21 protein-coding genes are annotated in these 22,379 nt (G+C 41.8%); 8 read left to right on the top strand and 13 right to left on the bottom strand.

Translation table 11 applies throughout. From position 1 onward, the window contains the following. Positions 1-222: 222 nt before the first annotated feature. Positions 223-432, bottom strand: coding sequence for a hypothetical protein (locus tag ACM5QX_RS04475; protein ID WP_414752546.1), 210 nt, complete (start codon positions 430-432; stop codon positions 223-225). 24 nt (positions 433-456) lie between these two features. Next, on the bottom strand, positions 457-1,146 hold the full coding sequence (locus tag ACM5QX_RS04470) for a phosphoribosyltransferase (protein WP_414752545.1): 690 nt from the start codon (positions 1,144-1,146) through the stop codon (positions 457-459). A gap of 477 nt (positions 1,147-1,623) precedes the next feature. On the opposite strand from ACM5QX_RS04470, the gene ACM5QX_RS04465 reads away from it, so the two are divergent. The 3 genes from ACM5QX_RS04465 to ACM5QX_RS04455 all read left to right on the top strand — a co-directional run bounded on the left by ACM5QX_RS04465 (position 1,624) and on the right by ACM5QX_RS04455 (position 6,298). Beyond that, a complete protein-coding gene (locus ACM5QX_RS04465; RefSeq protein WP_414752544.1) occupies positions 1,624-2,502 on the top strand; it encodes an RnfABCDGE type electron transport complex subunit D in 879 nt (292 codons plus the stop codon). After that, a complete protein-coding gene (locus ACM5QX_RS04460) occupies positions 2,499-3,866 on the top strand; it encodes a DUF2330 domain-containing protein (RefSeq protein WP_414752543.1) in 1,368 nt (455 codons plus the stop codon). Before ACM5QX_RS04465 ends, ACM5QX_RS04460 begins: the two co-directional genes overlap by 4 nt. Positions 3,867-4,201: 335 nt before the next feature. Continuing rightward, positions 4,202-6,298, top strand: a complete 2,097-nt coding sequence (locus ACM5QX_RS04455; RefSeq protein ID WP_414752542.1) for a TonB-dependent receptor plug domain-containing protein — start codon at positions 4,202-4,204, stop codon at positions 6,296-6,298. Positions 6,299-6,415: 117 nt separating this feature from the next. On the opposite strand, the gene ACM5QX_RS04450 is transcribed toward ACM5QX_RS04455, so the two are convergent. Together ACM5QX_RS04450 and ACM5QX_RS04445 are read right to left on the bottom strand one after the other, a co-directional pair. Then, on the bottom strand, positions 6,416-6,712 hold the full coding sequence (locus ACM5QX_RS04450) for a hypothetical protein (RefSeq protein WP_010997459.1): 297 nt from the start codon (positions 6,710-6,712) through the stop codon (positions 6,416-6,418). A gap of 60 nt (positions 6,713-6,772) precedes the next feature. Continuing rightward, positions 6,773-7,957, bottom strand: a complete 1,185-nt coding sequence (locus tag ACM5QX_RS04445) for an FAD-dependent oxidoreductase (protein WP_414752541.1) — start codon at positions 7,955-7,957, stop codon at positions 6,773-6,775. Between the two features lie 331 nt (positions 7,958-8,288). Here ACM5QX_RS04445 and ACM5QX_RS04440 point away from each other — a divergent pair, with 331 nt between their 5' ends. Together ACM5QX_RS04440 and ACM5QX_RS04435 are read left to right on the top strand one after the other, a co-directional pair. Next, positions 8,289-9,041 carry a pentapeptide repeat-containing protein gene (locus ACM5QX_RS04440; RefSeq protein WP_011321614.1) on the top strand — a complete coding sequence of 251 codons (753 nt, stop codon included), beginning with the start codon at positions 8,289-8,291 and terminating at the stop codon, positions 9,039-9,041. Between the two features lie 249 nt (positions 9,042-9,290). After that, entirely contained in the window at positions 9,291-10,760 is a 1,470-nt protein-coding gene (locus ACM5QX_RS04435; RefSeq protein WP_414752540.1) for a pentapeptide repeat-containing protein, read from the top strand. 945 nt (positions 10,761-11,705) lie between these two features. Here the strand turns inward: ACM5QX_RS04435 and ACM5QX_RS04430 are convergent. From ACM5QX_RS04430 to acsF, 5 genes are all read right to left on the bottom strand, one after another. Further along, on the bottom strand, positions 11,706-13,088 hold the full coding sequence (locus ACM5QX_RS04430; RefSeq protein ID WP_414752539.1) for a collagen-like protein: 1,383 nt from the start codon (positions 13,086-13,088) through the stop codon (positions 11,706-11,708). A 22-nt stretch (positions 13,089-13,110) separates the two neighbouring features. Next, positions 13,111-14,097 (bottom strand): ATP-grasp domain-containing protein, encoded by a 987-nt coding sequence (locus ACM5QX_RS04425; RefSeq protein WP_414752538.1) that lies wholly within the window; start codon positions 14,095-14,097, stop codon positions 13,111-13,113. Beyond that, entirely contained in the window at positions 14,091-14,798 is a 708-nt protein-coding gene (locus ACM5QX_RS04420) for a hypothetical protein (RefSeq protein ID WP_414752537.1), read from the bottom strand. The genes ACM5QX_RS04425 and ACM5QX_RS04420 overlap by 7 nt, the downstream gene beginning before the upstream one ends. Before the next feature lie 11 nt (positions 14,799-14,809). Continuing rightward, the gene (locus ACM5QX_RS04415) at positions 14,810-15,643 is read right to left on the bottom strand and encodes a hypothetical protein (protein ID WP_414752536.1); all 834 of its coding nucleotides are present in this window, start codon (positions 15,641-15,643) and stop codon (positions 14,810-14,812) included. A gap of 350 nt (positions 15,644-15,993) precedes the next feature. Beyond that, entirely contained in the window at positions 15,994-17,070 is a 1,077-nt protein-coding gene (gene acsF / locus ACM5QX_RS04410) for a magnesium-protoporphyrin IX monomethyl ester (oxidative) cyclase (protein WP_011321608.1), read from the bottom strand. A gap of 182 nt (positions 17,071-17,252) precedes the next feature. Here acsF and ACM5QX_RS04405 point away from each other — a divergent pair, with 182 nt between their 5' ends. Beyond that, on the top strand, positions 17,253-17,423 hold the full coding sequence (locus tag ACM5QX_RS04405; RefSeq protein WP_414752535.1) for a hypothetical protein: 171 nt from the start codon (positions 17,253-17,255) through the stop codon (positions 17,421-17,423). Between the two features lie 80 nt (positions 17,424-17,503). Further along, the gene (locus tag ACM5QX_RS04400) at positions 17,504-17,998 is read left to right on the top strand and encodes an NINE protein (RefSeq protein ID WP_190568829.1); all 495 of its coding nucleotides are present in this window, start codon (positions 17,504-17,506) and stop codon (positions 17,996-17,998) included. Between the two features lie 46 nt (positions 17,999-18,044). Here the strand turns inward: ACM5QX_RS04400 and ACM5QX_RS04395 are convergent, their stop codons facing one another. Both ACM5QX_RS04395 and ACM5QX_RS04390 read right to left on the bottom strand, forming a co-directional pair. Then, positions 18,045-18,674 (bottom strand): DUF2996 domain-containing protein, encoded by a 630-nt coding sequence (locus tag ACM5QX_RS04395; protein ID WP_414752534.1) that lies wholly within the window; start codon positions 18,672-18,674, stop codon positions 18,045-18,047. A 212-nt stretch (positions 18,675-18,886) separates the two neighbouring features. After that, a complete protein-coding gene (locus ACM5QX_RS04390; RefSeq protein WP_414752644.1) occupies positions 18,887-19,924 on the bottom strand; it encodes a low specificity L-threonine aldolase in 1,038 nt (345 codons plus the stop codon). Positions 19,925-20,074: 150 nt separating this feature from the next. Here ACM5QX_RS04390 and ACM5QX_RS04385 point away from each other — a divergent pair, with 150 nt between their 5' ends. After that, the gene (locus ACM5QX_RS04385) at positions 20,075-20,425 is read left to right on the top strand and encodes a hypothetical protein (RefSeq protein WP_414752533.1); all 351 of its coding nucleotides are present in this window, start codon (positions 20,075-20,077) and stop codon (positions 20,423-20,425) included. A gap of 50 nt (positions 20,426-20,475) precedes the next feature. Here ACM5QX_RS04385 and ACM5QX_RS04380 read toward each other — a convergent pair whose 3' ends face one another. Together ACM5QX_RS04380 and thrC are read right to left on the bottom strand one after the other, a co-directional pair. Next, positions 20,476-20,751 (bottom strand): MoaD/ThiS family protein, encoded by a 276-nt coding sequence (locus tag ACM5QX_RS04380; protein ID WP_010997445.1) that lies wholly within the window; start codon positions 20,749-20,751, stop codon positions 20,476-20,478. A 73-nt stretch (positions 20,752-20,824) separates the two neighbouring features. Further along, positions 20,825-22,129: a threonine synthase gene (thrC, locus tag ACM5QX_RS04375; RefSeq protein ID WP_414752643.1), complete on the bottom strand. Its 1,305-nt coding sequence runs from the start codon at positions 22,127-22,129 to the stop codon at positions 20,825-20,827. Positions 22,130-22,379 lie beyond the last annotated feature (250 nt).

The following is a 22,379-nucleotide window of genomic DNA, read 5'->3' as shown; positions in this document are numbered from 1 at the left end:
CTTATAGGAGAAAGATCAAAGTGTATTGCATACAAACGAGAAGCGCTATATTGCTCTAGCCATCCTACAAAGAATTTTATCTCTGCACTTATTTAATGAAGCTTTCACTAAAACATTATGAATTTTGTAAAACTATAATATTAATTTGTCCGCATTAATATTAAAAACCCTATCCACAAGAGGATAGGGAATCAAGCAGTATTTTCAAGGAAAATATAGTGGTCAATTTCTTTGCTGTAGTTTAGACTCAGTTTGAGAATGAGCATTGTCGATGTGCTGAATTAAACTTTCCGCCATCTCTACAGCCGTTATAATTAATTCCTGTTCCATTTGTCCATAGCCACCCTCTTCACTAATTTGGGTGTAAATGTGGGGATTTGATAGCATTGCTGCTAGCAGTTGGGATGCAGTTTGCCTTAATTCATTATTCATGTTGATTATCAAGAAACAGCGTTTCTAATTCCCAGACAATAGTGGCTCATGGTTATTGTTAGCTTTGTTTAATAACTCTCTAACTTCATCATCCGTAGTTTGTGGAAACTTCTCATACCACATACCTACGCTATAAAATGGACTAGGTGTATTGGCGCAGACGATTTTTTCCACCTTGCTTTGCATCTCATCACAGGTTTCAGGTGCAGCAACCGGCACAGCAATCACAATTTCTTTGGGTTGTTGTTGTCGGACAGCAATTATAGCAGCCCACATAGTTGCACCAGTGGCTAAACCATCATCTACTAAAATCACGGTTTGTCCTTTTAGATTGGGAAAAGGGCGATCGCCTCGATACATACTTTCCCTTCTTTCTAGTTCTCTTTCCTCTTGGACTGCAACCCTCGCAATTACTTCATCAGAGATTTGAATATCATTGACAATACTTTGATTCAGTATCCGTACACCACCAGAAGCGAACCCCGTTCCGGGGAGCTTCGCTAACGCCCCCATTGCTAATTCTTCATTGTGCGGTACACCCAGCTTACGCACTACCAGCACATCTAAGGGAGCATTTAAAGCCCTAGCCACTTCAAAACCAACAGGTACACCACCTCTAGGTAAGGCTAACACCAACACATTGGAGCGATTAGCATAATCTGCTAATTTTTTAGCCAAAACTTGACCTGCTACTGTCCGGTCTTTAAATAGCATGGTTTCACACTCCCGGTAGTTTAGCGAAAAACTGGGTTTAAAGTAATGAGTAATAAATTCACTGTTTAAGTATTAAATCGCATCTTTCCTTGACTTTCTGCCTCAAATATTTTACTGCTGATTAACCTGATCTAATTGTAAAAAGCCTGAAATTAAATATCCTCTGACTAACGAAGCGACTCTACATTTTAGCTCTCTATCTAATGGGTGAGTTATTGCAATTCAAAATTCAAAATACCCTGCGGGTTCGCGTAGCGTTCTCGTACCCCTATGGGGAAGCAAGCTACGCGTTAGCGTCTCCGAAGGAGAAGAGTAGGCTACGCCAACAAAATTCAAAATTAAGAAATAATGGCTCCTTATTCATCACTCCTCAAACAAACCTTGACTTGTAACAAAATTTGTAACGGCAGTGTGATTTTGGGTTGCACTCGCTTAGATTAAGGGAAAATCTAGGGGAAATCCCTGAATAAAGGGTTAATGTTGCTCAAAGATATACGAGATTATCAAATTATTTTTCTGAGCTTGTTTCTCATACTAGGGATTAGTACAAGGGACTGGACATTGCAACCGGAATTAATAGCAGTAGCGATCGCCACCTGTCTATTAACACAATGGCTATTGTCGCTGGTGAAACAAGGCTGGGGGCTGGGGGCTGGGAGCAAGGGAGAGAAAATGTCTCCCAGCCCTACTTCCTATTCCCCATTCCCTGAGCTAAATCTCCGCAGCGCCTTGATTACTTCTTTGGGACTAAGCTTATTGTTGCGTGCTGACCATTGGACAACAATGGCTTTAGCCGCAGCTAGTGCGATCGCTAGTAAATTTGTCTTTCAAGTCAACAATAAACATTTCTTCAACCCAGCTAATTTTGGCATCATCTCTGCCTTAGCTTTAACTCCTGATGCTTGGGTTTCTCCCGGTCAGTGGGGTGAAGAGTGGTGGTATGGGCTGTTATTCGCTGGTGCTGGTGGCATGATTTTACAGCGTATTGGTCGCTGGGATACAACAGCCGCTTTTTTAGGAAGCTACTCGTTGCTAGAAGCCGTGCGTAATCTCTGGTTGGGCTGGACTTGGGATGTTTACTGGCATCGATTGATGAGTGGGTCTTTGCTGCTGTTTGCCTTATTTATGATTACAGACCCCCGATCAATTCCTAATGCCCGAATTGGGCGGATAGTTTGGGCATTCAGCATTGCCATTTTCACTTTTATTTTGCGGAACTATTTCTTTGTTCCCACCGCAGTTTTTTGGGTATTGTTCGCCTTTGCACCCTTGACCATCTTGGTAGATTTTCTGTGGTCTGCACCAAGGTTTTCTTGGATGAGGGAGTTATCAATTCAAGATTCAAAAATAATATGAAGCGTTTGAAATTACTTGTTCCATTGTTGTTGGTAATAGTTGCTGTGCTGTGCTTTGCACCGGCGGCTTGGGCATTTTGTGGATTTTATGTGGCTAAGGCTGATACCAAGTTGTATAACAAAGCATCTCAGGTGGTGTTGGCACGGGATGGCGATCGCACTGTGTTGACTATGGCTAATGATTACCAGGGCGAAGTTAAAGATTTTGCGATGGTTGTACCTGTACCGACGGTCATTAAAAAAGAGCAGGTGCGTGTGGCTGAACCCAAAATTATTGAGCGGTTGGATGCTTTTAGTGCGCCGCGTTTGGTGGAATATTTCGACTCCAATCCTTGCGCTGTCGAGGATTTTGCACTAGAGGCACTACCTGCACCTAGCGCCGCCCTCAATGAATCTGGGGCTGCAAGAAGAAGGAGCGATCGTAGTTTGGGTGTGACAGTGGAGGCACGCTTTAATGTTGGAGAATACGACATTGTAGTTTTAAGTGCCAAAGAATCCGGTGGCTTGGAAACTTGGCTCAACCGCAATGGTTACAAAATTCCTAGAGGTGCAAAACAGCTACTTAAGCCTTATATTCGCTCCTCAATGAAGTTCTTTGTTGCCAAGGTCAATTTAGATAGATTTGAACAATCTGGTTATCAATTTCTCCGCCCACTGCAAATTGCTTACAAGTCCTCTAGGTTCATGCTACCTATTCGTTTAGGCATGATTAACGCTACTACAGAACAAGATTTAATTGTCTATGTCCTCTCACCTCAAGGTCAGGCGGAAATCACCAATTATCGGACAGTAAAAATCCCCTCTAACGCCAACATCCCCTTATTTGTGAAATCAGAATTTGGCGACTTTTACAAGTCCACTTTCCAAACGGCATACACCAAAGAAGGTAAGAAAGTCGCTTTCCTAGAATATGCCTGGGACATGGGTAGTTGTGACCCCTGTTCTGGCGATCCTTTAACTCCAGATGAATTAAAACAGGCTGGTGTGTTTTGGTTAGATAAAGATGCTTCTAGTCCAGGTTCTCCTAGCTTTCGCCGATTTCCTGTGAGTAACGTCTTTATCTCTCGCCTACACGTCCGCTATACCCGCGACAAGTTCCCCGAAGATTTGATGTTTCAGGAAACATCTAACCGTGAATCTTTTCAAGGAAGATATGTATTGCAACATCCATTCACAGGAGAGGCAAAGTGTCAGGCTGGTAGAGAATATAAGCGCTCTTTGCCCAGACGTTTTGAACAAGAAGCCCAAACTCTAGCTAGGCTAACTAACTGGAATATTAAAGACATCCGTCAAAAAATGAAATTGACAGTAAGTAATCTCACACTTCCTTGGTGGGAAAATTTCTTCTCCTGGCTAGGAATATAAGTGCAGGTTTATTGTACTGTACTTATTTATATTAATAAGACTTACGCATAACAACGAAACATCAAGGGTGTAAGGGTGTAAATTTTTAAAACCCTTACCCCTTTATACCCAGTCTCAACAGACAACTTGGGTGCGTAAGTCCTGACCAATTCAAAATTCGCGCATTAGGAAAGCTCCTTTTCAGCTAATAGTCTAAAGTCAGTGGCAAAACAACTAACAACTGAAAAGCTTTGCATCATAAACTAGGGGAAATACGACAGCGTGTCTTTTGACACAATTTTACAAAAAAAGTAACAATAATACTTAGTAATTGTTATTACTTGGTGTGAGACGAAGTGAAAAAGAGCTTTTTTTGGCTGCCCGTTGCTTTTCCTAGTTTATTTTTAGCATTTCCGGCTTTGGGTAGTGATACGGAAATTACTCAAACAGTAGATAATTCTGATATTCCGTATTTGAGTGAAATTGAGTTACCCACGACCAATGCTGAATTATTAACTCAATCGACACCAGGAGAATTAAATTCAGACAGTGAAACTAAGGAACAGCCGGAAATTGAGGAAACTTCTAGTGATGATGCAGACATTACCATAGAAGCGATCGCCGAACCAGAAACTCTGCCAGTATCTACTCCCACTTACGTTATTGACCAAGAAGAAATTCAAAAACAAGGCGCTACCAGTGTCGCTGATGTATTAAAAAGAATGCCTGGTTTTGCTATCAATGATGTTAGTCATGGTGCAGATATACACACAGGTACTTATTACCGGGGAGCCTCAATTAATCAGTCTGTATTCCTCATTAATGGCAGACCAATTAACAATGATGTCAACACATATCATGGTGCAACTGACCTTAATAGTATTCCTGTAGAATCTATTGAGCGTGTCGAATTATCTAGCGGCGTGACCTCTGCTTTATATGGTTCCTCTGCTTTTGGGGGAGTGGTGAATATCATCACCAAAAAAGGTTTTGCACAACCTAAATTGACGAGTAGTTTAGAATTTGGCTCACTCAATCTGAATAATCAACAGTTTAGTTATAGTGGTTCAGTTGGTGCGGCAAATTATAATTTTAGCTTTGAGAGGTACTTTGTTGATAACCGTTATCGCGCGCCTGTAGGTGCAGCCAATCGTGACTCCCAAGGGTTTTTATCCAATGCAGATACCTCTACTAGCACCTACTTTGGCAATATTGGCTTAGATTTAGATCAAAGAAACTCATTAAGTTTAGATATTACTAAACTCAGTAGTCGTAGAGGCTTAGTTTATTTCGGATTTCCCCTACAAAGAGATAGATTAGACCATGATGGTTTAAATATTGGTTTATCTTGGAAAACTCGCCTTGGGAATAGCGATAACTCCAACCTGACCACTACATTTGGTTATAACCAAAATTATTTCAGCACCTATGGCCCTACAGTTTTTGCAGGTAGAGAATTTTATCGCACTGGTGTTTTAGATACACAACAATTCACTGGTAGGATTGATCATGATTGGAAAATTTCCCCAAATAATAAATTGCGTTGGGGACTAGATTTAAAAAATACTGATTTAAGTGGTGATGTTTTAAGCTCTAGTCCGAATCGGACGGCTTTTAACGAATCTGAAAATAGAAATGTATTAAATACAGCTTTATTTGCTGTGAATACATGGAATCTGAGTAATAGTTTTCAGTTAGATTTAGGACTGAGACAAAGTTTTGATGGTCAGTTTGGCAATTATCTTAACCCTAGTGTGGGGTTACGTTACGACATTACACCATTAATTGCTATGCGTGGTAGTTGGGCTGGCGGACAGCGCAACCCAGGTTTAGATCAGTTATACGTTTATGATACAGTTCATGGTTGGGAACCAAACCCTGATTTAGAGCCGGAAACAGGTTCCTCTTGGACTGCGGGGGTAGATGTCAAGCTTGCTGATAATTTAACAGGACAGTTTACCTATTTTGGCAGCAGTCTGAATAATCGCTTAGGAATTGTGGCTGGAAGATGGGCAAATATTGGCTTAGTAGATACCAATGGTTTAGAAGCCGCACTGCAATTGAAAGTTGCTAATAACTGGTCAACTTTTCTCAACTACACTTATACAGATGCCCAAATTAAGACAGGTTCAGAAAGAGGTTTACAGTTGGGGATGATTCCCTATTCTGTATTGCAAACTGGTGTAGGTTATCAAAACTCAGGTTGGCAGGCTAATTTGTATGTTACCTACAATAGTGGCGCGCGTAGAGCTTTTTTCAACCGACCAGGTGAGACAACTACAGATTTCGTCTCATCCTTTGTCAATTTAGATTTGAGTGGTCGCATCCCCTTAACTCGTACTTTAGGACTAACAGTTTACTTAGAAAATTTACTAGGTGAACAATATGAGCGAGTGAATCGGATTTATAGTCCTGGGTTTACTTTTCGCTTGGGTTTAAGTTCTAGTATTTAACCTCTCTCCAAACTTATCTTCTACAAGGCGAGAGGCTTTAAAGCTGTGTAAGGAAGAGGTTGGGGGTTGGGTCTATATTAGACTCAACTGCAAACCTCTATATTTACACTGTTCTCCTTATTCCCAGGTAGCGACATCTCGTAATAAATCAGGAATTTCCCCTTGTGATAAAGGAAACTCTAATATAGTTTCTCGATAACCCAAATATCCCGACTCGGAGAAAGACAACAGCATTCGCGCCAGTGCTAGCCACACTTCTGGCTCATATTCCCAGTCCCGATAACGGGAGGCTCTACCAGCAATTGAACGTAGCGCCCAAAAATAGGAGTTTCTAACTACAGAACCACCTTTTTTAAACTCTGGTAAGTCTTCATGATGCAGAAATAGAACTTGATTTTCAATTTTGGCTCTCATATCAGCCATTTTAAACCCTGTCTCAATAGATAACCTTGGTGCGTAAGTTCTGAAATTCTTTCATGGGAATTGCTGCATAAAGCGACGGTCAAGCCAGTCCTTCCATTGCCAGCATAATTGATGGGGTGGTAAAGTGATACAACCTTTGGTAGCGATCGCTCGTTTGTCACCTGTACCAATTAAACTTAAATATTGTTGCTGTGGTTTGTAGGGTTTGAGCGGTTGTCCCCTTAATTTCCGCCTGAGGTTGTCGAATAAGGGTTTACCTTGGCGTACGGCAAATACCCCCGCTTTTGGCCGGGGATGATGAATCATTGTGGCGATGTCACCAGCTGCAAATACCTGTGGGTGTGTGGGCGATTGTAATGTGTCCTCAACTAAAATAAAGCCCCTCTCATCGGTGGCTAATCCTGTGGCTTTTAACCATTGGGGTGCTGAGGCTTGGGTTACCCAAAAAATTTGATGGCAGTTTACTTTGATGCCAGATTCACATTGAACTTCTAATAGTTCTTCGTCTTGGGTGTCGGTAGAGGGTGCAATATGAGAAACTGTTTCCTTCAAGTGAAGCTTAACACCCCGTGCCATGAGAACTTGTTTGACTTGACGTTGCACTGATGGGTGATGATGGGACATCAGTTCGGCTTGGCGATGAAATAAATGAATTTCCAGATTACTTAGGGGTTGTTGGGCTTGTTTGAAGATGCGGTGCAGATGCGCCTGCATTGATAGTGCCAATTCTACACCACCTGCACCACCGCCGGCGATCGCAATACTCCTGTTGATTTGCGGTTTTTGAACTACGCTATCCAGTGTCTGATGCCAATGTTCTAGTAATTGCGACACTGGTTTAGCCGGAACTGCATATTCTGCTGCACCGGATACAGACACTGTGGCTGGAGTGCTGCCAATATCGATAGACAGCAAGTCGAAATCTACTGCCTGATGACTAGCACAAATCACCTTGTAGTTTTTCAAATCCAGGTCAACTGCTGTATCAATATACAATTGCGCTTGAGCAAAGTTAGCTAATCTTTGCAAGTTAATATGGCATTCATCATGGTTGTAAACACCGCTAATATGTCCTGGTAACATTCCAGAGTATGGTGTTTCAACGGACGGAGTAATTAAAGTTAAACGTACTCCAGATAGAGGTTTCATGCCAAACATTCTGAGTACAATAGCATGAGTATGACCTCCACCAATTAGTACTAAATTATGCGTAAGTGGCTGTAAATTTTGCAGCATTTGTTAAAGTAAAAAAACATATTAGTACATATTTAATTTATAGTAACAGATGCTTTTGTAATTAATATCTTCTGCCAGAAGAAGTAACATTTGTTCTGTATTCTCGATAATTATAATTATATTTACGAATATTAAAAATCAAAAAATATATGCAAAATAGCAGGTAGTTTCTAACTGAAAAAAGGCAGGGTTAGTTGGCCGTAAAGCTGGGCAGGCGGCGAAGCAAGCTACGGTTCATCTTCCCGCAGGGAACTTAGGGAAATAAAGACGGGTTTTTTCATCTGTCCTGGTGTCCGCCGTTCATGATGGATATTAAATATTATCTTTAATTATGTTAACCATGATTTTTAATGTTTATCGTACAGTTGCAGGAAAGATACAACACAACAATTTAATAGAGAATCTCATTGATAGGATAGTTTTTTCTGGTCAAAAAAAGATCGCCTGTGGTGAGCGAAATAGCATCACCCAACGCTTACAAGAAGCTATAAGAGACTTGCACCACAATCAAACAATAGAAACCAGGCTCAAAGCCATTTATGAGCTAAAGCAAATAGCCCATGATTATCCAAAACAGCACTGGCTAATCATGGAAGTTCTCAGCAATTTTATCCACAATTGTGCTAATAATATCTCGTCCGCACAGCTAACATCATCAATTGATGCAGAAATTCAAGCTGCTTTGACTGTGATTGCTCATAGGGATACAACGCAAGACCCAGAAAATCAACAATTAGATTTGAGCCATATCGATATAGCGGGAGCGAATCTCAGCAAAGCCAATCTAGAAAACGCGAATCTCTATCGTGTTAATCTCGCTGGTGCAAATTTATTACAAGCCAATCTCTGTGGGGCAATTTTGACCGCCGCCAACCTTTCTGGTGCTAACTTAGCTGGGGCAAATTTATCTGGCTCCATCCTTAGTGCTGCAAACCTAGTCGGTGCAAATCTCACGGGGGCAAATTTGGCAGGAGCAAATTTATATTTAGCTAATTTACAGGAAGTAATTTTACATGAGGCAATATTTAACGGGGCAAATCTACGAGAAGCAAAATTTACTACGGCCGACACTTCTAATAGATAATAATCCTGTAAACATTCTCCATCCAGAATCAATATATCAGAATGAATCAGATGTAAATTCTTTACTTTCTCATTCTCAACGGGATTCTGACTTCTAAATTCTTAAATAATTATTAAATTACCCATTCCTCTACTTATCAACGCATCAATTAATGCACTCAGTACCATATTTAAATTTAGATTTAAATGGTGTATTATTTTCTGAAAAACACATGAGTATTAATTGTGTGTGGTAAGGAATGATACGATTATGCCTGCTAATAAGACAGACAAATTATGGCGTTGGTTGATTGGCATAACCGTGATATTTGCCGTTACTATAGCTGTGATTTTATTTGCATCTTCCAATCCTCAAGGGTTGACCATACAGCAAAAATTACAATCTAGAAATCAAGCACTAACAATTACTGCCATCATTTTTTTGGGCTTGGGTGTAATGATTAATGCTTACTATGCAGCCAAGCGCGTAGATGTCATTATTAAAAGTGCTTTGGCTGCCGAAAAAAATTTAGAAATCAGCATTCAAAATGCCAAACTATCTGAAGATAGATTAATTTCAGAACGTCTGATGACTGCTGTTACCCAGCTTGGACATGACAAAATTGAAACCCGCACAGGGGCAATTTATGTGTTAGAAAAAGTCGCCCAAGATTTTCCCCAAGAACACTGGACAGTTATCGAAATTCTGACAGCATTTATTCGAGAGAATGCTTCTGTTCGAGAAGAACAAGAGCAAAAGGAAGATGAATCACAGCCAACACCCCTGGGTCGGTATAAGCAAGGCGAGCGCCGAACAACACAGTTGCGCTTGAATGTTCATGAAGAATCACCAAAAATCCGTAGGGATATTCAAGTGGCTCTGACGGTTGTGGGTAGACGTAATTACTTACAAGAGGAGGGAGATAAACGACTTGATTTGCGTAATATTAATCTCAGGCGAGTAGAACTATTGGGAGCAAATTTACAACGAGCGGACTTGCGGGGTTGTGATTTTCGCGGAGCAGATTTGCGGGGTTGTGATTTCAGTGGAGCAAATCTTGAGGGTGCAGAACTGGCTGGTTCTATTCTGTTTGAGGCTAATTTTTTGAAAGCAAATTTGCAAGGCGCAAACATACAAGGCGCAAATTTGAATCGTGCGGAACTTGGTGGTGCAAATTTACGCGGTGCTAATCTTATGGGTGCAAGTCTGCGTGCAGCCAACTTGCCAGGTGCTAATCTTTATAAAGTCAATTTGCAACACGCAATATTGAAATTGGCTAATCTTTCCGGTGCAAAGCTGTTCTTAGCTAACCTACAAGGAGCCAAACTTGGTAAGGCTAACTTATATCTTTGTGGTCTCATTGGCGCAAATTTACAGGGTGCAAATCTCAACGGTGCTAATCTTGCTGAAGCGAATTTAAATGCAGCTAAGTTACAACAAACAGAGATGTTATTTGCTGACTTCACTGAGGCCAGTTTGACGGAAGCAGATTTGTGTAAAGCCAATTTGATGGGAGCAAATTTACAAAGAGCCAGCCTCTATCAAGCCAATCTTTCTCAGTGCAATCTCGTAGGGGCTAACCTATCCGATACTAACTTTTGTGATGTTAAATTAGCCGGAGCAATTCTCACAGGAGTCAAAAATTTAAAACCTCAACAAGTTAGTATTGCCATAGGCGATCGCACGACTCGCTTACCTGATAATGTGGAAATACCAATACATTGGCGACAATCGAGTTAACTATAGAAGCAAGGTATTCAAAACCAAGGACTTTGTTCTTTATCCCAACACTGATTGTCATTCCAAGTCCTGCCTGTATACTCACATTCATACTGGCTGTTTATCCAAGGAACTGAAGTAGGATAACTAGACTTGGTAATAGAATTAAAGTAGAAAAACAGGGATTTAACAATTACGATACTAGCCGTGAATAGTACTGTTGAACAAGTACCATATATCATCAATTTCAGGAGGATTTTCCAGTAAAACTTGCCTTTTTCATTATGCAAGTGGTCTCTCATAATATTTTCTCAGTATTTGAGCATGAGTAGATTACGAAATTTCAGTACTGATCAATCCTTCACACTTACGTAGTGATAAGAATTATTTCCTATGTAATGGAACACCACAATCAATTTATCTAAAAGAGTTGCACCTCAGTAAGTCTACCATCCTTAATATAAAAATCAGTATACAAATATAAACTCTTCATAGTATCCTGTTTATGGATTATGAAATTCTTATCCGGATCATTTTCAAAAGCCAGTGACTTTCCCATCAACATCAGTCAGATGAATCTCTGGTTTATCTCCTCAGCTAATCAAGCTAGCGCAAAGAAGAATCAGAATCTCACAACTTAGGTAATATTATTTGTACATAGAATTTATCAACGTGGTTTGGTTAAATTTTATCCAGACTCAGTGTAATCCCTCTAATAAGCAGCTACTTTGTTTTTCAGGTGAAGAAAAGCCAGTTTTTTGGTGATTTCTGTAAAGAAAGTATGAAGTTCAGGGAAATTACCCAATTAATTAAGTATCTAATATGATTTGCTCACACTACGAATGAGAGAAAAAACCTCTTTCCCTCTTCGTCGTGACTTGTGACCGGAAGAGGCAGGGGGAAACTTCTCCCCATCTCCCTGCCCCCTGCACCTTTTCCTATTCCTCAAGAGTATCCCTTTCCGCTCTATCTTTCTCGACGAATTGCCCCTTGCCAATTAATCGTCTGCTTGGCAGAACGTCCAGCCAAAGAACGGGTAGCTAATATTTCAATATCAACGTTCACACCAGGAGTTAGGGCATCAGAGGGAATTTTTAATTTACCTAAAGCCAGGGTAAAGCGGTTATAGTCACGGGTGACAAGTTCTTTGGGGATATCACCTTCATATACAGTTTTGTAGTCAGAAAAGCCACCGGAGTTATCTTTTGTCCTGAATTTGACGCGAAACTGAGTTTGCAGCGCATCAGATTTCCCGGCTAAATCAACTATTTTTAAGTTCAGCTTTTCTCCTGCATCGGCAAATTCTGCCACAGCTAACCGGGTCACATCTTGTTTGGGAATAGCATGGTTGACAGTAAATGTTGTCAAGTTAGCCTGGCTACTGGTGCTACCAGCTAACCACAAATCTTCCGGAAAATTGACTTCTACTTGTTTATCGTCATTTAAACTTACAGTCAGGCTTTGATTAGCAAAACTGCTGATGGGTTGTTTCTCTTGCCAGACTATCTGCACAGTTTGTTCTAAACGCTGGGCAAATTCTCGGTACTCATCACCAATAACAGAACCAGGTGCAAGTAAAGAAGTTGCGCCTGGTCGCAGATTCCATTTATTTTTCGATAGGTTTAACTTTTTCCCTGGAATTTCCGCCAAATTTACTGTCAAGGTGGGATTGTCAGCAACTAAGGGTTCCTTGCTATTAACAATACTGAGAATTCCTAAACGCCCTCTTTCACCGTTCTTTCCGTCACTACCATCACGCCCATCTTGGCCGTCGTAACACCTGTAGCGTTTCTTTGTACATTTATAATCAGCAGTACCCGGAGTACCTTTACAGGTTTCTATCTCCCAATTGCGTCGCCGACAATTACAACCGGCTGTACCATTACCACCCCGACCACCTCGCCCACCATCTCCAGGAGTTGCACGCACGAAAATTTTTCGCAAGTCTGCCAAATTTGCGTAGTAAACGGTCAGCAAACCACCGTTACCGCCATTTCCACCTGCGCCACCATTCCCACCTGGGCCACCATTACGTGCATGAATGTCATAGCTGGGGTTGTTGGGTTGCTTCCCACAATCAGGTCTGTCGCCTCGTTCGCCATCTTCACCGTCTTCACCGTCTTTACCAGATAGGTCAATATTTACTGGTGAACCATCAACAAAGATAGTTTGATTGTCTCCATCACGGCCATTTCTACCCTCCCGCCCATCAGTACCTTTACTACCTGCTGTTTCATATCTCTCATAGGCAACAGCAGAACATAAAACTGAGCCAGAAGCAGGTAGCAGGCTTGTGAATAAGCAGAATGTTAACAGCAGTGGTAGTTGGCTTCTCAAACCTTTCAGCATTGGTATGACATCTGGATGGTTTTTAAGTATTGCTGACGGTGATTTTTGGTAATTTGCTCCCGTGCTTTTCAGTGATTTCCGTATCTATTTTGCCTGCTGCGAGTAAATGAGCGATCGCTCTACTAATCGTTTGACTGGTAGCATATTCATAGTAGGTAAACCCAGGGGAAGGATTAACTTCAAAGCAGTACCATTCACCTTCTGGTGTTTGGCGTAAATCTATACCGCAGAGGGGTAAGTTGATGGCTTGAGCTAAGACCAGACATTTCGCTTCTACCTCTTGGGGAATTTCACAAGCTCGGATAACTGTAGACTCTTCATTTTGGGCTACATAACGATAATCATCGGCTGAGGAAATCACTTCACTAGCAAAAACCTCTGTACCTACTACATGAACTCGATAATCTCTACCAGGAATATACTGCTGAAACTGAGTCGGACACCAGGATACATTGGCAAGGCGTTCTAGATGTTCTGGGTTGAGGCGGGAGACTTTGCTGCGAATACCACTGATGGACTTGTAAATAATATTGCCATGTTGTTGCCAAAAAGCTTGCACAGCGTTGGGGTCTGTGGTCACTAAGGTTGCCGGAATCTGGAAGCCTAGCTGACGAATCTGCTCTAGTTGGTAAGGTTTGGAACCATTAGGAGCCATCGCGGCGGGACGGTTAATTACCAAGGCTGGGGTAATTTCCGACCAACATAACAAAGTATCATCGATCGCGATCGCCTGCTGCCAAGCTAAACTATTTATACCAGCTTGTTCTATTTGGGGTAGGCGACGGGAGTCGTAGGGGCGAATGTAAGCAGCCGTGACTGCACTCAGGTCAATTGTTTGCTGTGGAGTCCGAAGGACACCTTGCACTGATTCCCCCACAAATAATTCAATTTCTGTTGCTAAAATATCTCGTTGGTTCAACAGTATGGTGGGAATACCTAGACCTATCAATTCTGAGTAAACGGCGGCTAAAGGTGAATCCTCAGGAAGTCCCCATAACAAAATCAACATTTGCCATCCCCTCCACTCAAATGTTCTAAAATGGCATCACATATTTCTGGGTGAGAAATATCAGCCCACAACTCAGCATTTAAAAACTCTGCGTTAGCTTCACTGCTGCTAAACTGCACTGTTAACAAGTCAACCTTTGCCGCACCAGCAAGGCGTTTGGCATGAGTCGCCAGGTTATCATCTACCTGGCCAAGACAACGATGACCTACAACGGTGACAGTTACAGGTGGTTTTTCTAAAACCTGAGCCTGGATAGGTGTAGATAATGCTACTCGTCGTCTGACTGCACCCACGGGTATACCAATTTGAGAGGCTGCATACACCCATTGCTGTGGTCGCCAATTAGGCCCCAGTAAATATGTAGGCGTTGGTCGATTTAAAACGGGACATTGTAACCCAGATAACCAGGAAACGAGGAAAGCATTCATTTCTGCTGCCACATAGGCGCGGTCTTCTGGGGCAATGTGCCGTAATTCCTGTTCAGGAAGGTAAGGTAGGCGGGTGAGAACGCCAGTAATTTTGGCAACTGCGATCGCCTGCCCACCAATTACAGCTGTAGAATCAAGGGGAGAATCTAAGTAATGTCGCCATCCCGCTACCGACAAATCTTCAACTGTTAACAGTTGGGCATCATCAGCCATCCAACGAAGAGCCAGTGCCTCGGCGGCTTTATCGTGGCGACTGGCGACAATCACTATCATGAATACTGCCCCTATTGATTAATTACGTGGTGACCAACGCTAGGGCGTTCCTCTGCTTGGATAAAAGCGCGTCCATTGCCGTTACTGACAGTACGTTGTTCTAACTCATCCAGACGTTGAGCCATCAGACCGATAACTCGCTGTAGGTCATTGGGTATTTGTGCCTGGGGTGTTACTGGTAATGTTTCTGCCAGTTTGTTCTCAACTAGTTTCTCAATCTCTTTAATTTCTAACTTGAGTTCCTTGTTGGGTTTGGCTGGGCCTGTCAGCGTAAACTCACTTTGTCCGGTGGATGTAGGCAAAGCATACACTAGTTGGTCAAAATCAGGAGCGCGAACAGCATCAAAGTTCTGCGGTACAAATGTACCACGGTGTTCTGGTGTCAGCAGCAACCTCACAGAACCAGATGGAGATGTTAAAGCGATTTCTACATATCCCCGCACTTCCAAAGAGTTAGCTTTGATTACCTCTGGTTTGCTGACATCAGGCAACAGGGTAAATAAAGCTGTGTCGTTAGCACCAATACCTAAATTAAAGATAAATCTTTTGGGGTCACCAACAATGGGGGTGAGGTCAGAAAAGTCGTTAACACCTTGAACATCGGTGATAGTAACAGTATTAGTTAAATCTAATTCTGGGGTTGTGGCAGTAAATTGTAACCGTACTTTGATATCTGAGTTACTGGTGTTGGCAATGGTTAAAAAGTAACCTTGGATAACCGTACGTGCTACAACACTAGGGCCAGAACCAACAGGAGCAATTGGTTTCACCAACAGTTCAAAAGTTGAAAGTAAAGTTGGTCTTGGTCTAACAATAATTTGAGATGGGTCTATTAGGTCTGTCATACAATTGTTTACTGGGAAACTACATAACTAACCTAACGGCTGATCCCCATATACTGACAGTACCCTTGAGGGTGATATTGGGGAGATGAGGATTTACGTTTAACAATTCAAAATTCAAAATTCAAAATTCAAAATTAAAGACATTTTCAGTCAGGGTTTAAATCCCCGACTGAAAATGATACTAGGTATAGACGCAGGGGGCTTAAACCCTTTTATGTACGATAAACCATTTGTAGAGACGCGATGAATCGCGTCTTCTACGATTTATCGCGTCTTCTAGTAGATTTTTGACATAAAAAAAGTGGCTCTGTGTAAAACAGAACCACTGAGCATTGAAAAAATGTTACAACTTAACGCGCTGCGCCTTGGGCAGAAACAGCATCAATTGGTTTCATCAAGTACAGGCGTAATAATTGCCAGCCAGTAGATGCTAATACTGGTAATTTCTGGAAGAATTGCAGGAACTTGGGAGTATTAGAGCTAGCGATCGCACTCAATTTTTCGCTATTCTCAACACATATATCTAAGCGTTCGTAAAATTCTGGGCTATCCACATCCAGAATTACTGGAAATACTCTACCTGCGGTTTCATTGGTTTTCTTAATCACGTAGATGTCATAATCTCGTGCATCTAAACCGATGGAAGCGTAGAAGTCTTTACGTTGAATATCATTGAGATACATCGTCGCAAACACCGACAACAGGAAGAAACGACTCCACAGTTTCGCCTTCCAGTCGTTCAACATTTGTGGCTGAGATTTCATGATGGCATCAAAGAAATCTCCGTGACGGTTTTCATCCTGACACCAGTTCTCAAAGAACCGGAAAATTGGATAAATTCTGTCTTCTGGATGTGCTTCCAAGTGGCGATAAATGGTGATATAGCGCCAGTAACCAATCTTTTCTGAAAGGTAGGTAGCGTAGAAAATGAATTTTGGCTTAAAGAAGGTATAGTTACGGCTCTTAGTTAAAAACCCTAAGTCAAGAGACAGGTTAAAGTCTGACATCGCTTTGTTCAAAAAGCCTGCATGACGCGCTTCGTCCCGTGACATGAGGTTAAAGCACTCTGCCAAAACTGGGCTTTTATCTTTCAAACGGCGACCGAGTTCTTTGTAAAGCAAAAAGCCGGAGAATTCTGCTGTACAAGACCGTTCGAGAAATTCTACGAACAAGCGGCGAGTATCCCCGTCAATGTGATCCCAGGATTTTTCAAACTCGGCATCCCGAACAAAGTGATGGCGGTTATAGTCAGTCCGGAATTCTTCCAGAATGGCTAGTAACTCGTCTTCATTGACGGAGATGTCCATCCGTGCCATCTCATCAAAATCAGTGGTGTAAAACCGGGGTGTTAATAGAGTTTCTTTTGCCGGGACTTTAACGCCCGGACGGATTTCTTCAAAGCCTGGTTTTTTTAGGGAATCTACCATGTCCTAATTGCTCTTTTGTCTTGATTATCTTGAGTACACCCGAAGAACCAAGTTTAGGCTCTCACAAAGCGCAACAGCCGACAATAATTAGTTTGTATAAAATTCAGTCTACCAAGGTGCAGAGGTAAACTGGTAGGCAAAACGTTAAGAGTTGCAACAATAGTTCAACATTTGCGGAATCGATGGGGGGAATTTGGTGGTTAACGTATCGGGCAAATCCTCACTCTCAGCATTGGCGTAGCGTCTTTGCCAGAGCAGGGAACAAAGGCGAGTGGGGGTACTTAACTACAATTGAGTTAGTAGAATTATCAAATATTTCTGTGCATCAGGCGATCGCATTTTTCCCGGCGTAGCTGATATGCAGCTCTCAAACAAAACAGCAACGAGACACTATCCCAGAAAACAAGCGTAAATCCAAGGGGTTAACCACAACATGACTGTTAATCATCAGCAGAAAGACCGTGTGCTTGTCTCTTACATTTTGAGTGCGGCCTGGTTTCTTGGTTTAGGAGGACTACATCGGCTCTACAACGGCAAAATTGGCACTGGTTTGTTGTGGCTATGCACAGGGGGAGTATTTGGCATCGGGCAGTTTGTGGATTTGTTTCTCATGCCTGGTATGGTTGACGAATATGAACAGCAACTGAGACTAAAAGCTGGTGTGTCTCCCTTAGGTGTACCTCTAAATCAGCCAATCACTACATCCCAAACCCAGCGTTTAACCAAAGACCAACTGATAGTCAAACTCATTGAAGCCGCAGAAACCAAAGGCGGTAGTTTAACTGTGACTCAAGGAGTCAAAGCCACAGGAGCCAGCTTTACAGAAGTAGAAGCCACGCTCAAGGAAATGCTGAAATCAGGTTACGTCAAAATAGACAACGACCCCATTACTGGAGCCGTCACCTATCACTTTTATGAACTTAACTAGGACTCAGATTACCGACTTCTTGAAGAAGTCGGTAATCTAAAAAAACCTAGTTTCTCCCCAACCACTTCTGACCGTTTAAGCGATACACCAGACGAGATACCAACATATCCAGTGTAATTTTGCGCTCATCGATTAAAAATGACTCTAGGGTGCTTGGTCTTCTGCCTTCATTGCAAGAAAAACCTTTTTTGCCCTGAATATCTTCATCAGGGAAATACACATTAAATTGGCGTTGACCGTTTTGCCAACTACCAATTACTTGCCAGTATTCTTCCGCCGATGACAAACCAGCAATGGGTAGCTTTTGCTTGGCGAAAGAAAGCTGTAAATCTTTCACTCCTTCCGCAGTAATCGCCTTTTGCAAAGCCGGCAAGTAGTCTTGCTCCATGAACTCTACGAATGGCTTGTCTTCCACAGATGGGGCTTTCTCTTTCTTCGCAGCTTTAGCGGCTGCGGCTGGTTTTTCTTCCTTAGGAGGTGCAGCAGTTGGTTTAGCAGCATTGGGGTTAGTCTTCGGGTTCGCTGCTTGGGGATCTGGCGTGTTGGCAGTAGGAAGGTTTGTCGCTACTGGTTCGCTAGTGCTGGGGGCGTTTTCTTCAGCGACAGTGGGGGCTTTTTGGTCAACAGTGCTGGGAACTGCGTCTCCCGGTTGATTTTGATTGGTTGGATCTGCCATTGCTCAGGTTATCCTTTGTCTAGCTTGTCGAGCGATCGCTTACCTTTAGGTAATAAATTACCTTCATTTTGACATAGGATAGCCAGTCAATAGTTATTAGTTATTTAGTCATGAGATCAATAGAGAATAATCAATACACAGTAGTCGAAAAATCTTATGTATTTGTATTACTTATTTTTATTTATAAATTAACTGCTACTAGTCGCCACAATTTAGCCCAATCCTGTTTTAATATCTCCAATCAATTGATCAATTCTGCCTTTGGTGGTATTCCAAGAACACATAAAGCGGACACCACCCACCCCTATGAAAGTATAAAATAGCCAATTTTTTGCTTTTAAGTCATTAATAACTTGCTCTGGTAGTTTGACAAAAACTGCATTAGCTTCACGGGGAAACATAATTTCCACACCTTCTATCTTTAACAATTCATTCTCTAAATAAGCCGCACATTGATTCGCGTATCGAGCATTTTTTAACCACGCGCCAGTTTCTAACAAACCTAACCACGGCGCAGAAATAAACCGCATTTTTGATGCTAATTGTCCTGCTTGTTTGCAACGATAATCAAAGTCTTCTGCTAAGGCTCGATTAAAAAATATAATTGCTTCCCCCAATGCCATACCATTTTTTGTCCCACAGAAACACAATACATCTACGCCATTTTTCCAACTCATCTCTGCTGGACTTTTATTCATAGCTGCAACTGCATTGGCAAAGCGCGCGCCGTCCATGTGAATTTTTAATTGATACTTGTGGGCAACTTCTTTAATAGCTAAAAGTTCTTCTATAGAATACAAAGTTCCTAATTCTGTAGCTTGAGTAATACTAATAACTTTTGGTTTAGGATAATGAATATCAGCCCGTTTCGTGATTACAGACTGTATCTCCTGTGGTGTTAACTTACCATTTTCGCCTTTAGCAAGTAACAGCTTAGAACCATTAGAAGCAAACTCTGGTGCGCCACATTCATCTGTTTCTATATGTGCTGTCTCATGACAAATTACGCTGTGATATGACTGACAAAGTGCAGCCAAAGATAATGAATTTGCGGCTGTACCGTTAAAAGTAAAAAATACCTCGCAATCAATTTCAAAAAGTTCTCGAAAATAGTCTGCGGCTTTTTGCGTCCATTCATCATTTCCGTAAGCTGGCGCACTACCTTGATTAGCTTTAATCATGTAGTCCATTGCTTCTGGACAAATACCCGCGTAATTGTCACTGGCAAACTGTTCTAAGTTGCTATTAATCATTTTTCAATTTATTTATCTACTACAACTACCAAGTTTGGCTAATCAGTTTATATTCAGTCAAAATTCGGGAATAATTTCATTGAATATATCCACAAGCAAAGGTCTTGGGATAACAATAGAAGTAAAAATAGTCAGGAAGGGGTGGAAATGCTGTTGAATATAGTTGAGGACAAATTACGACTAGAATTTACATGGCAAGAGCAATTACTGGCTGTTCGGTTCCAAAAACTTTGGCTCATACCCTTAGCGCATATCAAGCAAGTGACAATCGCTAAACCTCAAAGTAGTTGGAAAGAACTACGCGCACCAGGTAGCTTTATTCCTGGGATAATCAAAGCAGGTACTTATTATACTGAACGAGGTAAAGAGTTCTGGTATGTAGATCGAGATGATAGCTATTTAAATATTGATCTACAGAATGAATCTTACGACAGAATTATCGTCACCATTGATGACAATAGTTACTGGTTACAACAACTTACTCAAGTTGAATATTAATAATATATAACTTTCTCCCCCAAAATTAGGGGAAAAAGTATGGATAAACCTCAACCACCCGCTACAGCAGGTACGATACTGACTTCATCACCATCTTTCAACGGTGTAGCTGTCCCATCTAAAAAGCGGATATCTTCGCTGTTGACGTATAAATTCAAAAAACGCCGTGGCTGTCCATTGTCATCGCACAACCGCGCTTTAATACCGGGAAAGCTTTTTTCTAAAGAATCTAGGAGTTCTGCAATACTGCTACCACTAGATTCTAAAGCAGCTTGATTATTTGTGAAATTTTGCAGAGCGGTGGGGACTAAAACTTTTACAGCCATAGTTAATAAATGATTGGTCAGTTGATAGTTGACAGTGGTCAGTTGTTAGTTGCTAATGACCACTGACTAATTACTAAACGAGGACTTGTTGCCATTCTAAGCGGTCGAGGGTACGTGAACGCTCTAAAGCACGCTCAAAACTATCGAGCTTGGCATCAATTGTCAAAGGTTCGCCAACATAGCCTTGTACAGCTTCTTGGGTTTTCAAACCATTGCCAGTAATGTAAACCACGGTAGTTTCATCTGGATCAATTTTGCCAGCTTCTACCAATTTTTTCAGCACAGCAACGGTTGTACCACCGGCTGTTTCTGTAAATATGCCTTCGGTTTCTGCCAGTAATTTGATGCCTTCGATAATTTCTGCATCATTTACTGATTCAATATTACCGCCAGTTTTCTTAGCGATATCAACAGCATAAACGCCATCTGCTGGATTACCGATCGCAATTGATTTGGCAATTGTATTCGGTTTCACGGGTTTAATAAAGTCTCTGTCTTCTTTAAAGGCTTGAGCAATGGGTGAACAACCTTCTGCCTGTGCGCCACTAAAGCGGACTTTCTTACCTTCCACTAAACCAACTTCTACAAACTCTTGGAAGCCTTTATAGATTTTGGTGAACAATGAACCAGAAGCCAAAGGCGCAACAACATGATCAGGTAGTTCCCAACCTAGTTGTTCAGCTACTTCAAAGCCCAAAGTTTTGGAACCTTCGGAATAGTATGGGCGCAAGTTGATATTGACAAAACCCCAACCATGTGTATTAGCCACTTCCGAGCAGAGGCGATTTACTTGGTCGTAGTTACCTTTCACTGCCATGAGGGTAGGACTGTAGATCAAGCTACCCAGAATTTTCCCTGCTTCTAAGTCTGCGGGGATGAACACGCAGCAATCTAAACCGGCATGGGCGGCGATCGCAGCTGTAGAATTTGCTAAGTTACCCGTGCTAGCGCAAGAAACTGTAGTGAATCCCAACTCTCTAGCACGAGACAGGGCGACGGACACCACCCGATCCTTAAAGCTGAGGGTGGGCATATTCACCGCATCATTTTTGATGTAAAGCTTGTTTAGACCCAGGCGACGGGCAAGACGATGGGAACGTACCAGGGGAGTCATGCCTGTTCCCACATCAATTACATTGTCAGTTGTGACGGGCAGAAAGGAGCGATAACGCCAAATTGAGTTTGGCCCAGCTTGGATTTTTTCACGGGTCACAGAGAGACGCAAGGCATTGTAGTCATACTTCACTTCCAACGGCCCAAAGCAATACTCACACACATGAGTAGCCTTCAGTTCATATTCTGCGCCACATTCCTTACACTTCAAAGCTGAAAGAGTGGCATTGCTTGTTTGGGTGGGTGTAGATGTTGCCTGCGTCATATAACTAGCTTTCCCTGTTTGTCCGTCAACTGCCGTTGATAGTAACACGGGTAAAAACACTAGTCAAACATACCCGATAAAAATTGTCGGGTATTTGCTAAGGGTCTATGTTCCGGAAAAAGCCGTTATTGTATTTTTGAGTTAAAAATATTACTAATTTAAGACCATTTGATTGGTTATAAATACAGAGATATTTTTCCGTAATTACTTAAGTAAAAAACTGGCTTTTGGGAACTTGTATTGTTTAATC

The sequence above is a fragment of the Anabaena sp. CCY 9910 genome, from assembly GCF_963920875.1.
In the GTDB taxonomy this organism is placed as follows: domain Bacteria; phylum Cyanobacteriota; class Cyanobacteriia; order Cyanobacteriales; family Nostocaceae; genus Trichormus; species Trichormus variabilis.
The sequence above is the reverse complement of the archived record's forward strand: the minus strand, read 5'-3'. Positions and strand labels throughout refer to the sequence as shown.

What these genes read in the sequence shown, in the direction of transcription:
- acsF (WP_011321608.1), bottom strand. Translation starts at nt 17,070, where the DNA reads ATGGTAGATTCCCTAAAAAAACCAGGCTTTGAAGAAATCCGTCCGGGC.
- ACM5QX_RS04470 (WP_414752545.1), bottom strand. Translation starts at nt 1,146, where the DNA reads ATGCTATTTAAAGACCGGACAGTAGCAGGTCAAGTTTTGGCTAAAAAA.
- ACM5QX_RS04475 (WP_414752546.1), bottom strand. Translation starts at nt 432, where the DNA reads ATGAATAATGAATTAAGGCAAACTGCATCCCAACTGCTAGCAGCAATG.
- ACM5QX_RS04405 (WP_414752535.1), top strand. Translation starts at nt 17,253, where the DNA reads ATGGGGGGAATTTGGTGGTTAACGTATCGGGCAAATCCTCACTCTCAG.
- thrC (WP_414752643.1), bottom strand. Translation starts at nt 22,129, where the DNA reads ATGACGCAGGCAACATCTACACCCACCCAAACAAGCAATGCCACTCTT.
- ACM5QX_RS04420 (WP_414752537.1), bottom strand. Translation starts at nt 14,798, where the DNA reads ATGATAGTGATTGTCGCCAGTCGCCACGATAAAGCCGCCGAGGCACTG.
- ACM5QX_RS04440 (WP_011321614.1), top strand. Translation starts at nt 8,289, where the DNA reads ATGTTAACCATGATTTTTAATGTTTATCGTACAGTTGCAGGAAAGATA.
- ACM5QX_RS04425 (WP_414752538.1), bottom strand. Translation starts at nt 14,097, where the DNA reads ATGTTGATTTTGTTATGGGGACTTCCTGAGGATTCACCTTTAGCCGCC.
- ACM5QX_RS04380 (WP_010997445.1), bottom strand. Translation starts at nt 20,751, where the DNA reads ATGGCTGTAAAAGTTTTAGTCCCCACCGCTCTGCAAAATTTCACAAAT.
- ACM5QX_RS04450 (WP_010997459.1), bottom strand. Translation starts at nt 6,712, where the DNA reads ATGAGAGCCAAAATTGAAAATCAAGTTCTATTTCTGCATCATGAAGAC.
- ACM5QX_RS04435 (WP_414752540.1), top strand. Translation starts at nt 9,291, where the DNA reads ATGCCTGCTAATAAGACAGACAAATTATGGCGTTGGTTGATTGGCATA.
- ACM5QX_RS04445 (WP_414752541.1), bottom strand. Translation starts at nt 7,957, where the DNA reads ATGCTGCAAAATTTACAGCCACTTACGCATAATTTAGTACTAATTGGT.
- ACM5QX_RS04395 (WP_414752534.1), bottom strand. Translation starts at nt 18,674, where the DNA reads ATGGCAGATCCAACCAATCAAAATCAACCGGGAGACGCAGTTCCCAGC.
- ACM5QX_RS04415 (WP_414752536.1), bottom strand. Translation starts at nt 15,643, where the DNA reads ATGACAGACCTAATAGACCCATCTCAAATTATTGTTAGACCAAGACCA.
- ACM5QX_RS04385 (WP_414752533.1), top strand. Translation starts at nt 20,075, where the DNA reads ATGCTGTTGAATATAGTTGAGGACAAATTACGACTAGAATTTACATGG.
- ACM5QX_RS04460 (WP_414752543.1), top strand. Translation starts at nt 2,499, where the DNA reads ATGAAGCGTTTGAAATTACTTGTTCCATTGTTGTTGGTAATAGTTGCT.
- ACM5QX_RS04400 (WP_190568829.1), top strand. Translation starts at nt 17,504, where the DNA reads ATGACTGTTAATCATCAGCAGAAAGACCGTGTGCTTGTCTCTTACATT.
- ACM5QX_RS04430 (WP_414752539.1), bottom strand. Translation starts at nt 13,088, where the DNA reads ATGCTGAAAGGTTTGAGAAGCCAACTACCACTGCTGTTAACATTCTGC.
- ACM5QX_RS04465 (WP_414752544.1), top strand. Translation starts at nt 1,624, where the DNA reads ATGTTGCTCAAAGATATACGAGATTATCAAATTATTTTTCTGAGCTTG.